Below are 14885 nucleotides of genomic sequence, written 5' to 3' on the forward strand. Positions count from 1 at the left end.
CCACCGGCACGTCAACACGGCGAGGAGCGACCGAGCATGAGCACCCGAACCGTCATCCGCGATGGCCTCGTCATCACCGCTTCCGACGAACTGCACGCCGACGTCCTGATCGAGGACGGCCGCATCGCCGCCCTCGCGGCCTCCGGCACACCCGTGGCGGAGACCTTCACCGCGGACCGGACGATCGACGCCACCGGAAAGTACGTCATCCCCGGCGGTGTCGACGCCCACACGCACATGGAGCTGCCCTTCGGCGGCACTTTCGCCTCCGACACCTTCGAGACCGGCACCCGGGCCGCCGCCTGGGGCGGCACGACGACGATCATCGACTTCGCCGTGCAGAGCGTCGGGCACGCCCTGCGCGAGGGACTCGACGCCTGGCACGCCAAGGCCGACGGCAACTGCGCCATCGACTACGGCTTCCACATGATCGTCTCCGACGTCAACGAGCACACGCTGAAGGAGATGGACCACCTGGTCGAGGAGGGCGTCACCTCCTTCAAGCAGTTCATGGCCTACCCGGGCGTCTTCTACAGCGACGACGGCCAGATCCTGCGCGCCATGCAGCGCTCCGCCGACAACGGCGGCCTGATCATGATGCACGCCGAGAACGGCATCGCGATCGACGTCCTGGTCGAGCAGGCGCTCGCCCGCGGCGAGACCGACCCGCGCTACCACGGAGAGGTCCGCAAGGCGCTGCTGGAGGCCGAGGCCACCCACCGCGCCATCCGGCTCGCGCAGGTCGCCGGCGCGCCGCTGTACGTCGTGCACGTCTCGGCCATGGAGGCGGTCGCCGAGCTGGCCCGGGCCCGCGACGAGGGACTGAACGTCTTCGGCGAGACCTGCCCGCAGTACCTGTTCCTGTCCACCGCCCATCTCGCCGAGCCGGACTTCGAGGGCGCGAAGTACGTGTGCAGCACCCCGCTGAGGCCACGCGAACACCAGGCGAAGCTCTGGCAGGGGCTGCGGACGAACGACCTCCAGGTCGTCTCCACCGACCACTGCCCCTTCTGCTTCACCGGCCAGAAGGAACTCGGCCGCGGCGACTTCTCCAAGATCCCCAACGGCCTTCCCGGCGTGGAGAACCGTATGGACCTGCTCCACCAGGCGGTCCTCGACGGGCACATCTCGCGCCGCCGCTGGATCGAGATCGCCTGCGCCACCCCGGCCCGGATGTTCGGCCTGTACCCGAAGAAGGGCACCATCGCGCCGGGCGCCGACGCCGACGTCGTGATCTATGACCCGCACGCCGAGCAGGTCATGTCGGCCGAGACGCACCACATGAACGTCGACTATTCGGCGTACGAGGGCAAGCGCACCACCGGCCGGGTCGAGACGGTCCTCTCGCGCGGCGAACCCGTCATCACCGAGCGGGAGTACACCGGGCACACCGGACACGGTGTGTACACCCCGCGATCCACCTGTCAGTACCTCAACTAGGAGTGGCGCAGATGGACTTCGGACTCGTCCTGCAGGCCGACCCGCCGGCCTCGCGAGTGATCAGCCTGATGAAGCGGGCGGAACGGAACGGCTTCGGGTACGGCTGGACCTTCGACTCCGCCGTGCTCTGGCAGGAACCGTTCGTGATCTACAGCCAGATCCTGGCCAACACGACGAAGCTGAAGGTCGGGCCGATGGTGACCAACCCGGGCACCCGCACCTGGGAGGTCACCGCCTCCACCTTCGCCACCCTCAACGACATGTTCGGCAACCGCACGGTCTGCGGCATCGGCCGCGGCGACTCCGCGATGCGCGTGGCCGGCCGCAAGCCCAACACCCTGGCCCGGATCAGCGAGGCCATGAAGGTCATCCGGGCGCTGGGCAGCGGGCAGGAGGCCGACCTCGGCGGCACCGTCGTCCGGTTCCCGTGGATCAAGCCGGACGCCGAACTGCCCGTGTGGATGGCCGCGTACGGGCCCAAGGCGCTGAAGATGGCCGGTGAGGAGGCGGACGGGTTCATCCTCCAGCTGGCCGACCTGTATCTGACCGAGTACATGGTCAAGGCTGTCAAGGACGCGGCCGTCGCCGCCGGGCGGGACCCGTCCGAGGTGACCATCTGCGTGGCCGCCCCGGCCTACGTCACCGAGGACGACTCACCCGGGGCGCTGGCCCACGCGCGCGAGCAGTGCCGGTGGTTCGGCGGCATGGTCGGCAACCATGTCGCCGACCTGGTCACCAAGTACGGCGAGCACTCGTCCCAGGTGCCCGACGACCTCACCGAGTACATCAAGGCACGCCAGGGCTACGACTACTCCCACCACGGGCGCAGCGGGAACCCCGACACCGCGTTCGTGCCCGACGAGATCGTCGACCGGTTCTGCCTGATCGGCCCGGTCGAGAAGCACATCGAGAAGCTTCAGGCGCTGCGCGCGCTCGGCGTCGACCAGTTCGCCGTCTACGACATGCACGACGCGCAGGAGACCGTGATCGACGCCTACGGATCACGGGTGATCCCGGCCGTCAACGGCTGAACACCTCCGTACCACCCCTCTCTTGATCTCCCCCTTCCCAGCGGCTCGGGAAGGGGGCCCAGCACGCTCCCGAGCGCACCCCCCCATCGGCGCCACCCGCATGGCTTTTCCCGTCCCACCTCCCCCGATTGGGCTGGCCCATGACCGATACCGCTCCCACTGCCACACCGCCGACCACCCAAGTGACCCTCGCCGACGGCCGCGTGGAGATAGCCCCGGGCGCCCCCGCGCCGAGCGGTCCCTACGCCAACGAGGACCTGCTGCCGGTCCCCGTCCGGGGGCGCACCTGGACCACGTACAACTTCTCCGCGCTGTGGGTCGGCATGGCCCACAACACCGCCTCCTGGACCCTGGCCTCCGGGCTCATCGCCGTCGGCATGGACTGGAAGCAGGCGGTGTTCACCATCGCCCTGGCCAATGTGATCGTGCTGGTACCGATGCTGCTCACCGGGCACGCGGGGCCGAAATACGGCATACCCTTCCCGGTCTTCGCCCGGGCCTCCTTCGGGATCCGCGGGGCCAACCTGCCCGCCGTCGTCCGGGCACTGGTGGCGTGCGGCTGGTTCGGCATCCAGACCTGGATCGGCGGCGAGGCCATCTACTTCCTGGCCGGCAAGCTCGTCGGCAGCGGCTGGACGGACGCGGCGAAGGTCGGCGGCTACGCCTGGACCATGTGGCTGTCGTTCGCGATCTTCTGGGCGCTGCAGGTCGTCATCATCTACCGGGGCATGGAGACGATCCGCCGCTTCGAGAACTGGGCGGCGCCCTTCGTGCTCGTCGGCGCGTTCGTGATGCTGTGGTGGATGAGCGACAAGGCGGGCGGCTTCGGCCCGCTGCTCGACCAGCCGTCGAAGCTCGGCTGGGGGGCCGACTTCTGGACGCTGTTCGCACCCGCCCTCATGGGCATGATCGGCTTCTGGTCCACGCTGTCGCTGAACATCCCCGACTTCACCCGCTACGGCAAGAGCCAGAAGGCGCAGACCTGGGGCCAGGCCCTCGGCCTGCCGACGACGATGACCCTCTTCGCCTTCCTGTCGGTGATGGTCACCTCGGGCTCGCAGGCCGTCTACGGCGAGGCCATCTGGGACCCGGTACAGCTCGCCGCGAAGACCGACAACACGGTTGGCCTGCTCTTCGCGCTGGTCACCGTACTGGTCGCGACCCTCTCCGTGAACGTGGCGGCCAACCTGGTCTCACCGGCGTTCGACTTCTCCAACATCGCGCCCCGCAGGATCAGTTTCCGCGCCGGGGCCCTCGCCACCTGCGTGCTCGGAGTGCTGATCTTCCCGTGGAAGCTGTACTCCGACCCGCAGGGCTACATCTTCACGTGGCTGGGCCTGGTCGGCGGCCTGCTCGGCACCGTCGCGGGCATCCTCATCGCCGACTACTGGATCCTGCGCCGCTCCCGGCTCGACCTGGCCGACCTGTACCGCGTGGGCGGCCGCTACTGGTACGAGTCCGGCTGGAACTGGCGGGCTGTCGTCGCCTTCGTGGCCGGCGGCGTCCTCGCGGTCGGCGGCGCGAGCTTCAAGCCGCTCGTCGACGGCCGTCCCGTTCCGGCGCTGGCCGGCCTGGCCGACTACGGCTGGGCGGTGGGGTTGGGCACCTCGATGGTGCTGTACCTGCTGCTGATGGCGCTGCGCCGCCGCACCGTCTGACCCGGCCCGGCGGCGCCGGCGGGGCCGGGTCAGTCCTTCTCGCCCTACAGCGCCGCCACCGCTTCCTTCGCGGCTTTGATGGCGCCCTTGTTGATCGTGTCCGTGCTCGGCGCCTTCTTCGACTCGAAGTCACTGCCGTTGTACGTGACCGTCACCAGTGCGTTGGACGCGCGGACGAGCACGGTGCCTTCGCGGGTCTGCTGCTTGTCCTCGGTGGTGAGGTTCACGACGGAGTACGCGCTGTCGCCCAGACCGGGCACGGCCCCGCCGCCGCTCTTCCTCTCGGTGTGCTCCTCGTACGACTTCTGTGCCGCCTCGTCCGACTTCAGCACCTCGTAGGACACGTCGAGCCAGCGGTATTCGTAGCCCTTGAGCGCGTTCCAGGAGCAGGTGCGGCGCAGCTTGGAGTCCGTGGACGGGATTTCCTTGCCGGCCGTCTTGGCGCCCGGGACCAGCGACTCGATCGTCTTCTTGGCGATGCTCTCGCACGGCGCGGGCGCCGCCGAGTAGGTCTTCGACACCGTCGACGTCGACGGGGCGGAGGCGGACCGGGTCTCGGTCTTCTCTTCGGCCGGCCTGTGCTCGGCGGCCTGCGGCGCGGCGAGCGGACCGGACGACAGCGCCCAGCCCGCCGCGGCGAGCACAACCACCGGCGACAGGCGCGCGGTCAGGGCCAGAGGCAGGGGTAGGGAACGCACGGCGCCCTTCTCGTGGGGGACGGACGGTGCGGAACGGGTCCGCACGGCGGACGGGACGACAGTGTCACACGAGTGTCTGTGGTGCGGAAGTGCGTTCCAGTACGCAGGCTGCGGAAATACCGTTCGCACCGACGCGGTCGCGCTGTGCAGTCCTGCTCCATGCGACGGCGGCCTCTTCACCACCGCCTACCTCGCCCAGCCGGACGAGCCGCCCCGGAACGCGGCGAGGCCGTACCGGCGGCGAGCCGGTACTCGGAGGCCGGGACTACGCCACGTTGTCCACGGCGTTCCCTGAACCCGCTTGCGAGCGGGGGATCACGCTGAAGCTGCCGTCCGTCTCCAGTACCACCGCGTGCACCAGCTCCAGCGCACCGATTCCCTGGGCGCGAATGGCCTGGCGTACCTCGTCCGGCGCGACCCGTTGGTGCCGCATCGCCTCATGGAGCATGTGGCCGTCGTACAGCAGGAGGGTCGGCTGGGCCTTCACCAGCCGTCGAACGTGCCGGGAGCGGACCGATGTCCATGCGGTGACGAACTGAAGGGCCACCAGGGAGACGAGTGCCAGAGTCCCCTCCCAGAGGGCCACCTGCCGGTTGAGCAGGATAGTGGCCAGGGTCGATCCCAGCGCGACCGTGACCACCAGGTCGAAGGCGTTCATTTTCGCGAGCGCACGTTTGCCTGACGCGCGTACCGCGATGATGAGGATCAGGTAGGCCAGCCCGGCCATGACGAGAACTCGGGCGAGGTCGTTCCAGGAGTCGAAGAACACGATCCGATTCGTACCCCGCGCCAGTGTCCCTCCACCAAGTCACCGGCACCGCTGCCTCAGTCAGGGACGGGTCCGGGGCGGTGGTGCGCTGGGGGGCCCTCCTGGTTTGACAAGCCTCTGGACGGAGACCCGCAGCGTGTCCGGCGTGGAATCTGCCGGTTACGCAGGCGGGGTGTGCGGATGGAGGGGGCGTTGAGTGATGGATGAGCTGATGGTGGTTTCTGGTGATGGGCAGCGGGCTGCGCAGGGCCAGGAGTTCTCTTCGCTCTCGGTGATGGCCCGGGCCGACGGCTCAGCCGCGGGCGGACGGATGGTGAGCTTCTTCGTGGATGACCCGGAAGGAACCGGCACCGACTTTCATGGCGGTTCACCCGTCCGAGTCACCACGGCGTCAGACGGTGTGGGCACGACGGACGTACCGCTCATCGCAGGCGACAGCCCGGGCGCGGTACAGGTCAGGGTCCTGGCCGATGGGGCGAGCACCATGCTGTCACTGGAGGTGGAGCCGGGCACCGATGGGGCGCACGGTTCAACGGCCGTGAGCCACTAGATCTTCTGACAAAGGGTGAACTGCGGCGCATGCGGCGTACGGTGCGTCCTCATGGTTGCCTGGGCGGCTCGTCGGGGGCCCCGGCAGAGGGTGTGCCCTCGGACGACGCGTAGCGCGTGCGGAGCTCGTGGAGGACACCGAAGGCGGCGGCGGTGACCGGCACCGCGAGGAGCACCCCGACGATCCCGGCCACGGACGCGCCCGCGGTGAGCGCGACCAGAATCACCGCGGGGTGCATCCGCACGGTCCGGCTCTGGACCATCGGCTGGAAGATGTTCCCTTCCAGGATCTGCACGACGAGCACCACCCCGAGCACCCACAGCGCGATGGCGAACCCCCGGTCGGCGAGTGCGACGAGCACGGCTGCCGCCCCGGAGACGAGGGCGCCGAGGTAGGGGACGTAGGCGCCGATGAAGACGATCGCGCCGAGCCCGACAGCACCCGGCACGCGCAGGATCAACAGGCCGATGGTGATGCAGACGGCGTCGATGAGCGCCACTACGGTGGTGCCCCGCATGAACCCCTCGACGCCCTCGAAGGCCCGCCGGGCCATCGCCTCGACGGTGCCCGTGCCGCCGCGCGGGACGAGCGAACGCAGGGTGCCGGCCGCCCGGTCGGCGTCCCGCATGAAGAAGAAGACCAGCAGCAGCGCCAGCACCGCCATGCCGGCGGCCTGGACGGCGACGCTCACTCCGGTCACGACACCGGAGGCCGCCGTCCCGCCGAACCTGCCCAGCAGGTCGAGGGCGTCGTCGGCCAGGTCCTCCAGCGAGGTGCCGGACGCCCCGAACTGGTCGGCCAGCTGCCGCGTCGCCCTGCGCAGTGAGGCGACGATCTGATCCCAGGTGTCGACCAGCGCGGCCGTGACCATGTACATCGTGCCGCCGACCACGGCGAGCGCGGCGGCACAGGTGAGACCGGCGGCGAGGGACCGGTTGACCCTGGCCTTCACGAGCCGTCGGTGGACGGGCAGGAGCAGTGCGGTGCCGAGCAAGGCGAGCAGGACGGGGACGACGGCCGGCCGGATCGCCACCAACAGCTGGGTCCCGACGTATACGACCCCCGCTACCAGCAGGATCACGACGCACCAGGCGGCAAGTCGACGGACGGGCTCCGGAAGCAGCTGCACGTGTTTCAGCGTACGCACCCGCCGCACTGCTCAGGGTGTACGGCCCGCCGGGCGACAGGGCCTTGGACGGCACACCCGGGCCCGCTTCGGCCGCCGAGCCAGCCGGCCGGTGCTGCCGGGGCTCTCGCCCAGCCGACACGCTGGTGACCACTCGACCGGTGACGGCGTGCAGGCACCGGAACCAGCGGCGGTCCTGGGGAGAGGGCGCGCTTTCCGTCACGTCGGCCGGGAACACGCGGGTGGAGTGCTTGTCCCTCAGTGGTCGGGGGTGCCAGGGGGAGTCGTGTAGCGAGGGTGCTTGCGGTGGCGATGGACGGCTGTGCTTGCCGCGCTGAGTCCCAGGGCGAAGATCAGTGCGAGGGCCAGGCCGGAGCAGAAGATGGCCAGCGCGTTCATGGTGGCGATGTCCTGGCCGAGTACGGACACGGTGTACTCGGGCCCGCCGGAGAGGTTGTCGGCGATCACCAGGCCGGTGAAGGCCCCTGTGGCTGCCAGGAGGAGCAATCCGAGGACGATCATCTGGCTCATCTCCTCGACGGAGTCGTTTCCCTGGTACTCGTGGTACTCGCTGGAGGCTGACCGTGTACCCCTCAGTCCTGCCCGGAACACAACGACGGCGCGCGGGAATGCGGGCGCTGCCGCAGACCGTACGGGCCGCAAGAACCCGACGGCTGGGTACATCGGAGCCGGACCGGCCCGGCTCCGCGCATCGGACCGGAGGGCTCCGGCACACCTGTCACCCGGCGTGTCGGTTTGAGCCGAGCGGCGAAGGGGACGCCGTAACGCAACCGCTCACCCGCGTCACGCAGCGCGTACGCGATGCGTCTGCCCTGGATCGGGGATGCCCGGACGGGCACCGCCATCGTCCGGAAGAGGAGACGTGGGTCTGCCACCATGGATCTTGTGCGCCGCATCGGGGGCGCTGCCGCCATGGACAGGGGGGCGGGCCGACGAGGGGGAGGAAAGACGCAATGAGGTCGGAGAGCCACCGTCTCACCGTGTTGTCGCTGCTGCCTTTCGCGATGATGGCCGCGGCCACGGTGGCCGATCTCGCGATCGGCCCGGAGGTGGTCTTCCTGCCGCTGCTGGCGCTGGGACCCGCCTTCGCCCCGCTCGTGGGCAGCTGGCGGCGCACCGCGTGCGTCGGCGGCATCGCTCTGCTGCTGTGCGTCGGTCTGAGCTGGTTCAACGGACTGCTCCAAACACCACGCGGCATCATGAGCGTCGTCTCGATCCTCGGCGTCACCGCGGCGGGCCTCCTGGCCGTGTCCATGCGCCAGGGGCGCGAGGCGGAGCTGGACAGTGTGCGGTCCATCGCCGAGGCCGCGCAGCGAGTGTTGCTCAGACCGGTTCCGCGACTGTCCGGGCGGTTGCGGATGGCGGTCTGTTACATGTCCGCCGTCGCCGAGGCCCGCATCGGAGGTGACCTGTACGAAGTCGCCACCTCACAGCATGGGGTGCGAGTGATCGTCGGCGATGTCCAGGGAAAGGGGCTGGACGCGGTGGAGACCGCGGCGGCGGTCCTGGGCGCCTTCCGCGAAGCGGCCCCCGACGAAGCCGACCTGGCGGCCGTGGGGTGCCGGCTGGAACGGGCTGTCGAGCGGCAGCCGGGAGCCGAGAAGTTCGTCACCGCCGTCCTCGCCGAGGTGAGGTCCGAGGAGGTCGTCTTCCTCAACTTCGGCCACCCGGCCCCCCTGCTGATACGGGCGGACGGCATGATCACCTGGCCCGAACCGTCCTCCTACGGTCTCCCGCTCGGCCTGGGGGCCTGCGGTACGGAGCCGCCGGAACCGTACCGCGCCGACTTCCTGACGGGCGATCAGCTTCTGCTCTACACCGACGGGATCACCGAGGCACGCGACACCGCAGGCCGTTTCTACCCGCTCGCCGAACGCGCTCACCTGCTCAGGGAACGCAATCCCGAGACGGCGCTCGAGGACCTCCGCCAGGACCTGCTCCAGCACGTCAGTGGACCGCTTCACGACGACGCGGCCATGCTGCTGCTCCGTCACCGTTGACGCCCAGCGGGGTATGCCCCCGCCGCCTTTGCCCGGGGCTCGCAGGATTTCCTCGACAGCATCCGGAATCCGGTCGGGAGATTCCGCCAGAGCCTGCCACTGGTCCGGATGCGAGAGCAGCAGCAATGCGCCGAGACCGATCTGGACAACGGTGGTCTCGTGGCCGGCGAACAGCAGGGCCATCGCCAGCATGGCGACCTCGTCGGTGTGCTCCGTGAGGGCGGCGGCGAGCGCCCCGGGTCGACCAGACCGTCGCCGTCCACCGGCAGGTACGTCACCTCGGTGTCGTGGAGGCGCTCCAGGGCGTGGCAGGTCTCCAGGATGGCCGGATGCTCGGTGACCTGGGTGATCACATGAGGGCGGTCGGTCTTGGTGGCGAGTACGGCACCGCGCAGGGCAAGGTTGTCGGCCTCGGACCCGGAGCCGGTGAAGACGATCTCGTCAGGCCCGGCCTCGACCATGGCGGCGACCTGCGCGCGTGCCTGTCCGAGCGCGTGGCGGGGCTGATCGCCATAGGCATGACTGCTGGACGGGTTGCCGAAATGCTGCCAGGTGACGCAGTATCGCGTCGACCACCCGGGGGTCGACCGGAGTGGTGGCGTTGTAGTCCAGATAGACCGGCCCGCCCCGCAGCCCCGGGTGCGCGGGGATCACGCGGCTTCTCCGGTCGCCACGGGCAGGTCGGCGAGGCGCCACTCCAGCATGCCGTCGATCAGCCGCACGGCCCGCCGCCCGCGCGTGGTGAGCAGTCGTACGGCGTCGTGGGCCAGAGCGCAGTACTCGCCGCGGCAGTAGGCGACCACCTCCGTGTCGGCGGGCAACTCGGCGATACGATCGGCGAGTTCCGCGACAGGGATGCAGATGGCGCCGGGGATGTGCCCGGCGGCGTACTCCTCGGCCGGGCGCACATCCAGGACGACGACCTCGCCCGCCCGCGCGCGAGCCAGCAGCTCCTCGCGCCCGACCCCCTCCGGCTGGTCCTTGCCGAGGTAGGCGGTGCGGGCGGCCTCGACGCCCGCCTGGTGGGTCTGGGCGACCCGGCGCAGCAGGGCGTAGAGAGCGGCGACGTCGCCTCCGGCCAGCCGGTAGTGAATGCGTACGCCCTCGCGGCGGGTGGTCACCAGCCCCGCCTGCTTGAGGGTCTGCAGGTGCGCGGAGGCGGTGGTCAGGTTCAGCCCGGCCGCCTTGGCGAGGGCGTCGACGGTGCGCTCGCCCTGGGCCAGCAGATCGAGCAGTTCCAGACGCTTCCCACTGCTCAGCGCCTTACCGGTGTGGGCGAAAGCGTCGTACAGCGCCGACTTGCGTGCGGCATCTCCCATGGCATCCTCCATAAATCCATGGAATATTGTATCCACAGGTGGGCGCTGTGACCATCCAGCGCCGACCGTGACACCAGGAGGACCCCATGAGCTTCGCCGACGATCACCTGATACCGCTGGTCGACGAGGGGCTGGGCAACAGCGCCTATCTCGTCGACCTGGGCGACGGACGCGCCCTGGCAGTGGACGCGAGCCGGGATCTGCGCGCCCTGAGCACCGCCGCCGAGCAGCGCGGGCTGAACGTCGCCTACGCCGCCGAAACCCACCTCCATGCCGATTTCCTCACCGGCGCGCTCCAGCTCGCCGCCGAGGACGGTGCGACCGTCCTGGCCTCCGCCGCCGGACACCGTGCCTTCCCGCACACCGCGCTCGCCGACGGCGACGAGACCGACCTGGGCGGGCTGACCCTGCGGGCCCTGGCCACCCCCGGCCACACCGACGAGCACCTGTCCTTCCTCCTGCTGGACGGCACCCGGGAGTTGGGCGTCTTCACCGGCGGATCCCTCATCGTCGGCTCCGCCGCCCGCACCGACCTGCTCGGCGCCGAGCGGGCGGACGAACTCGCCCGCGCCCAGTACCACTCCCTGCGGCGCCTGGCCCAGCTGCCGGACGCGACCGCCGTGTGGCCCACCCACGGTGCCGGCTCCTTCTGCTCCGCCCCACCCGGTGCCGAACGCACCACCACCATCGGCGCCCAGAAGCGGGCCAACGCCCTGCTCGCCACAGCGGACGAGGACACCTTCGTACGGCAGCTGCTCGCCGGCCTCGGCGCCTACCCCGCCTACTTCGACCGTCTGGGCGAGATCAACCGGCGCGGCCCCGCGATCCTCGAGACCACCCCCACGCTCGCCGCGCTCTCGGCGGCCGAGACACGCCAACTGCTGGGCCAGGGCGCCCAGATCATCGACGTACGACCCCTCACGGACTTCGCCCACGGCCACATCCCCGGCGCGATCTCCATCCCGCTGCGCGACCAATTCGCCACCTGGCTCGGCTGGCTGCTGCCCGACGACACCCCGCTCGTCTTCGTCACCGCGCCGGGCCAGGACCTCGGCGAACTCACCTGGCAGGCCCTGAAGATCGGGTACGAGCGGCTGGCCGGACACCTGGAGTGGGCGATGTGGCAGGCGGACGGCGGGGAGCAGCGGACCATCGACCTGATCACCGCCGACCGCATCGCCGACCGTCCGGTCCTGGACATCCGGCAGCGGGCCGAGCACGTCGCCGGACACATCGCGGACGCGGTCCACATCGAACTCGGCGGCCTCGCCGGACACCCCGGCGAAGCACCGGCCGGGGCCGTCGTCGCCTGCGGGCACGGCGAGCGCGCCATGACCGCCGCCAGCCTCCTCGCGCGTGCCGGACACGGCGACCTCGCCGTCCTGGACGGCGGACCGGGCGACTGGGCCAAGGCCACCGGCCGCACGCTGGAGGAAGGCGAGTGACCTCCCCGGCCACCTCTTCGAGCACGAGCGACACGGACGGCATACGGCTCGGACTGCGCGCCAACCTCGCCCAGTTCACCCTGCTCGTCGCGGTCAACGCCCTGGTCGGCGGCATGCTCGGCCAGGAACGCACCGTGCTGCCGCTGCTCGCCGACGACGTCTTCCACCTGGACGCCTACACCGCCGCCCTCACCTACATCGTGGCCTTCGGCACCACCAAAGCCATCACCAACTTCTTCGCCGGCACCTGGTCGGACCGCTACGGCCGCAAGCCCGTCCTGATCGCCGGCTGGCTGATCGCCCTGCCCGTGCCCGCCATGCTTGCCTGGGGCCCGACCTGGGCTTGGATCATCGCCGCCAACGTCCTGCTCGGCATGAACCAGGGCCTGACCTGGTCCACCACCGTCATCATGAAGATCGACCTCGTCGGCCCCCAGCGCCGCGGCCTGGCCATGGGCTTCAACGAGGCAGCCGGATACGGAGCCGTCGCCGCCACCGCCATGGCCACCGGCGCCATCGCCGAACACGCCGGGCTGCGCCCCGAGCCCTTTCTCCTCGGCGCCGCCTATGTCGTCCTGGCGCTGGGCCTGTCCACCTTCGCCGTCCGCGAGACCCGCGAGCACGCCCGGGCCGAGGCCGCCCAGCACCCCCGACAGTCCGGCTCGGACGCCGAGTTGACCACAGCCCAGATCGCCCGCCTCACCAGCCTGAGCGACAGGGCCCTGTCCGCCGCCAGCCAGGCCGGCATGGTCAACAACCTCAACGACGCCCTCGCCTGGGGCATCTTCCCCCTGCTCTTCGCCGCCCACGGCCTGTCCATCGCCCAGATCGGCGTCCTCGCCGCGCTCTACCCCGCCGTGTGGGGCGCGGGCCAGATGCTCACCGGCTGGTGGTCCGACCACATAGGCCGCAAACACCTGATCACCACGGGCATGCTGCTGCAGGCCGCCGCCATCACCCTCGTCGCCGCCGGAACCACCTTCCCCGTCTGGGCCACCGCCCAGATCCTGCTCGGCATCGGCACCGCGCTGGTCTACCCGACCCTCCTGGCCGTCATCGGCGACGTCGCCCACCCCGCCTGGCGCGCCCGTGCCGTCGGCGTCTACCGCCTGTGGCGCGACGGCGGCTTCGCCGTCGGCGCGCTGGTCGCGGGAATCCTCGCCGATGCCTACGGCCTCACCACCGCCATCTGGGCCGTCGCCGCCCTCACCGCCGCCTCCGGCCTCGTCGTCGCGGTGCGCATGTACGAGACCCGTCCGCGCACCTGAGGGCGTACGACCGATCGGTCAGCAGCAGTCGCACCCGGCCAGGCACCCGCATGCGTCCTCGGTCCTGGCCGCCGCGCCGGAGGCGGGCAAGGGGGGCAAGGGGGGCAAGGGGGGCAAGGGGGGCAAGGGGGGCAAGGGGGGGGGAGGAGGCGGGCACGCCGGAGACAGACACAGCACAACACCCGTCACCCCGCGAGGCATCCCGATTCATGGTGACGCCGTCTTGCGTCCTGCGGATACCGCGCGACGCGCTCTGCTGCGCCCGGCCCGGTTCGTCCTCGGTCAGGCCCTGGAAATCCCGGAACGGGGCGCCGATGACCGCGAGGCGTGCGGCTACCACCGCTGGGCGGAGTTTCTTCATCTCCGGGCTCGGACGGCTGCCTTCCGACGCCTCCTGCGCCACCGGGTACGGCACCAGCTGTCTGTTGGGCTCCGTGGAAGGAGATCACAGTGTTTGGTCCACCGCCCGGGACCTGCTTCTGATTCCGCCGCAGTGCGCCGGGCGCGCTCTCCGCTGTCCCGTGTGCCGAGGCCGACGGGCGGACCCATCCGGTCGGATGCCCGATGGGGTTCACCGCCCTGCCCTGCCATCCGTTCAGGTGGCGTGCGGGGGTGACCGCCGCAAGGCGGTGAGGGCCATGGCGCCCGCGTGGCTCTCGTCGGGCCGTTCCGCCTTACGGGGCAGGCGCGTTGCCGGGGTCGGCGGGCGCTTGGTCTGGGGAGCGGGGATGCCGGCGGCGCAGGACTGCGCCTCCGATCAGCAGCGCGGCGAGGAGGGCGGCGATGGCTCCGGGGCCGATGGTGTCCAGGGTGTCGGCGAGGGTGCGCTGGATCGTGCCGGCGGCGTCGATGACCGGGTCCTGGGTGGCGGGGTTGTTCTGCACGCGGATCTCGTACCAGCCGTAGTGGGCGATGTAGGCGCCGACGAAGAGGATCAGGGCGCCGCCGGTGCGGGAGGCGAGCGAGCCGAGGCGGCGCAGACCGGTGACGCGGGCGGTGCGGGTCAGGGCGATGGACAGGGCAGCGGCGCCGACGATCGCGCCCATGCCGGCCGCGTACGTGGTGAACAGGGTGATGCCGTCGAGGGGGGATCCGCTGCGGAAGGCGGAGACGACGATGGCGAGGAAGGGGGCGATGGTGCAGCCGAGGGAGGCGATGGCGTAAGCGGCGCCGAACAGGGCCATCGACACGGCGGAGCGGGTGACGGCGGGAGCACGGCGGAGTCGGGGCAGCAGGGCGGGCAGGTCGCGCCCGGTCACCAGCCAGGCGCCGGCCAGGGCGAGCAGGAGGCCGAAGGCGATGGTGAACCAGGGCAGGTGTTCTTGGACCTGGCCCGCGACGGGGGCGATGGCGAGTCCGAACAGGGCGAACACGGCGGCGAATCCGGCGGTCATGGCCGCGGTGGCGGCGAGCGCGCGTCGGATGGCGGCTGTGCGGGTGGGGGAATCGTCGCCCAGGACGAGCAGGGAGAGGTAGGCGGGCAGAAGGGCGAAGCCGCAGGGGTTGACGGCGGCGAGCATGCCCGCGGTCAGAGCGAGGGCCAGCGGCAGATCGGACATG

14 protein-coding genes are annotated in these 14885 nt (G+C 70.7%); 7 read left to right on the forward strand and 7 right to left on the reverse strand.

Going from position 1 to position 14885, the window contains the following annotated elements; translation table 11 throughout:
- Positions 1-36 precede the first annotated feature (36 nt).
- The 3 genes from hydA (at position 37) to ACZ5TL_RS03255 (ending at position 4129) form a co-directional block, all read left to right on the forward strand.
- Complete coding sequence (gene hydA, locus ACZ5TL_RS03245) at positions 37-1440, forward strand: dihydropyrimidinase (RefSeq protein WP_468587139.1); 1404 nt, start codon at positions 37-39, stop codon at positions 1438-1440.
- 11 nt (positions 1441-1451) lie between these two features.
- Positions 1452-2471 (forward strand): TIGR03842 family LLM class F420-dependent oxidoreductase, encoded by a 1020-nt coding sequence (locus tag ACZ5TL_RS03250; RefSeq protein WP_468587141.1) that lies wholly within the window; start codon positions 1452-1454, stop codon positions 2469-2471.
- A 140-nt stretch (positions 2472-2611) separates the two neighbouring features.
- Entirely contained in the window at positions 2612-4129 is a 1518-nt protein-coding gene (locus ACZ5TL_RS03255) for an NCS1 family nucleobase:cation symporter-1 (protein ID WP_468587143.1), read from the forward strand.
- A gap of 44 nt (positions 4130-4173) precedes the next feature.
- Here the strand turns inward: ACZ5TL_RS03255 and ACZ5TL_RS03260 are convergent, their stop codons facing one another.
- The gene (locus ACZ5TL_RS03260) at positions 4174-4827 is read right to left on the reverse strand and encodes a hypothetical protein (RefSeq protein WP_468587145.1); all 654 of its coding nucleotides are present in this window, start codon (positions 4825-4827) and stop codon (positions 4174-4176) included.
- 265 nt (positions 4828-5092) lie between these two features.
- Entirely contained in the window at positions 5093-5596 is a 504-nt protein-coding gene (locus ACZ5TL_RS03265) for a DUF421 domain-containing protein (RefSeq protein ID WP_468587147.1), read from the reverse strand.
- Between the two features lie 199 nt (positions 5597-5795).
- Between ACZ5TL_RS03265 and ACZ5TL_RS03270 the strand changes: the two genes are divergently transcribed.
- A complete protein-coding gene (locus ACZ5TL_RS03270; RefSeq protein WP_468587149.1) occupies positions 5796-6146 on the forward strand; it encodes a hypothetical protein in 351 nt (116 codons plus the stop codon).
- 49 nt (positions 6147-6195) lie between these two features.
- Here ACZ5TL_RS03270 and ACZ5TL_RS03275 read toward each other — a convergent pair whose 3' ends face one another.
- Both ACZ5TL_RS03275 and ACZ5TL_RS03280 read right to left on the reverse strand, forming a co-directional pair.
- Entirely contained in the window at positions 6196-7275 is a 1080-nt protein-coding gene (locus tag ACZ5TL_RS03275; RefSeq protein ID WP_468587151.1) for an AI-2E family transporter, read from the reverse strand.
- 255 nt (positions 7276-7530) lie between these two features.
- Positions 7531-7803, reverse strand: coding sequence for a hypothetical protein (locus ACZ5TL_RS03280; RefSeq protein WP_468587153.1), 273 nt, complete (start codon positions 7801-7803; stop codon positions 7531-7533).
- A 443-nt stretch (positions 7804-8246) separates the two neighbouring features.
- Between ACZ5TL_RS03280 and ACZ5TL_RS03285 the strand changes: the two genes are divergently transcribed.
- A complete protein-coding gene (locus tag ACZ5TL_RS03285) occupies positions 8247-9293 on the forward strand; it encodes a PP2C family protein-serine/threonine phosphatase (RefSeq protein WP_468587155.1) in 1047 nt (348 codons plus the stop codon).
- Here ACZ5TL_RS03285 and ACZ5TL_RS03290 read toward each other — a convergent pair.
- Positions 9284-9907 (reverse strand): aminotransferase class V-fold PLP-dependent enzyme, encoded by a 624-nt coding sequence (locus ACZ5TL_RS03290; protein ID WP_468587973.1) that lies wholly within the window; start codon positions 9905-9907, stop codon positions 9284-9286. The two genes, ACZ5TL_RS03285 and ACZ5TL_RS03290, sit on opposite strands and share 10 nt — an antisense overlap.
- Positions 9908-9943: 36 nt before the next feature.
- The gene (locus ACZ5TL_RS03295) at positions 9944-10612 is read right to left on the reverse strand and encodes an ArsR/SmtB family transcription factor (protein WP_468587157.1); all 669 of its coding nucleotides are present in this window, start codon (positions 10610-10612) and stop codon (positions 9944-9946) included.
- An 86-nt stretch (positions 10613-10698) separates the two neighbouring features.
- On the opposite strand from ACZ5TL_RS03295, the gene ACZ5TL_RS03300 reads away from it, so the two are divergent.
- Together ACZ5TL_RS03300 and ACZ5TL_RS03305 are read left to right on the forward strand one after the other, a co-directional pair.
- Positions 10699-12057 (forward strand): MBL fold metallo-hydrolase, encoded by a 1359-nt coding sequence (locus ACZ5TL_RS03300; protein ID WP_468587159.1) that lies wholly within the window; start codon positions 10699-10701, stop codon positions 12055-12057.
- The gene (locus tag ACZ5TL_RS03305; RefSeq protein ID WP_468587161.1) at positions 12054-13325 is read left to right on the forward strand and encodes an MFS transporter; all 1272 of its coding nucleotides are present in this window, start codon (positions 12054-12056) and stop codon (positions 13323-13325) included. The genes ACZ5TL_RS03300 and ACZ5TL_RS03305 overlap by 4 nt, the downstream gene beginning before the upstream one ends.
- A gap of 674 nt (positions 13326-13999) precedes the next feature.
- Here the strand turns inward: ACZ5TL_RS03305 and ACZ5TL_RS03310 are convergent.
- Entirely contained in the window at positions 14000-14884 is an 885-nt protein-coding gene (locus ACZ5TL_RS03310) for a cytochrome c biogenesis CcdA family protein (RefSeq protein ID WP_468587163.1), read from the reverse strand.
- Between the last annotated feature and the right edge of the window lies 1 nt (position 14885).

It is taken from the genome of Streptomyces sp. NPDC033136 (assembly GCF_055578235.1).

Coding starts and splice junctions, on each gene's coding strand:
- hydA (WP_468587139.1), top strand. CDS start 37: ATGAGCACCCGAACCGTCATCCGCGATGGCCTCGTCATCACCGCTTCC.
- ACZ5TL_RS03250 (WP_468587141.1), top strand. CDS start 1,452: ATGGACTTCGGACTCGTCCTGCAGGCCGACCCGCCGGCCTCGCGAGTG.
- ACZ5TL_RS03255 (WP_468587143.1), top strand. CDS start 2,612: ATGACCGATACCGCTCCCACTGCCACACCGCCGACCACCCAAGTGACC.
- ACZ5TL_RS03270 (WP_468587149.1), top strand. CDS start 5,796: ATGGATGAGCTGATGGTGGTTTCTGGTGATGGGCAGCGGGCTGCGCAG.
- ACZ5TL_RS03280 (WP_468587153.1), bottom strand. CDS start 7,803: ATGAGCCAGATGATCGTCCTCGGATTGCTCCTCCTGGCAGCCACAGGG.
- ACZ5TL_RS03285 (WP_468587155.1), top strand. CDS start 8,247: ATGAGGTCGGAGAGCCACCGTCTCACCGTGTTGTCGCTGCTGCCTTTC.
- ACZ5TL_RS03295 (WP_468587157.1), bottom strand. CDS start 10,612: ATGGGAGATGCCGCACGCAAGTCGGCGCTGTACGACGCTTTCGCCCAC.
- ACZ5TL_RS03300 (WP_468587159.1), top strand. CDS start 10,699: ATGAGCTTCGCCGACGATCACCTGATACCGCTGGTCGACGAGGGGCTG.
- ACZ5TL_RS03310 (WP_468587163.1), bottom strand. CDS start 14,884: ATGTCCGATCTGCCGCTGGCCCTCGCTCTGACCGCGGGCATGCTCGCC.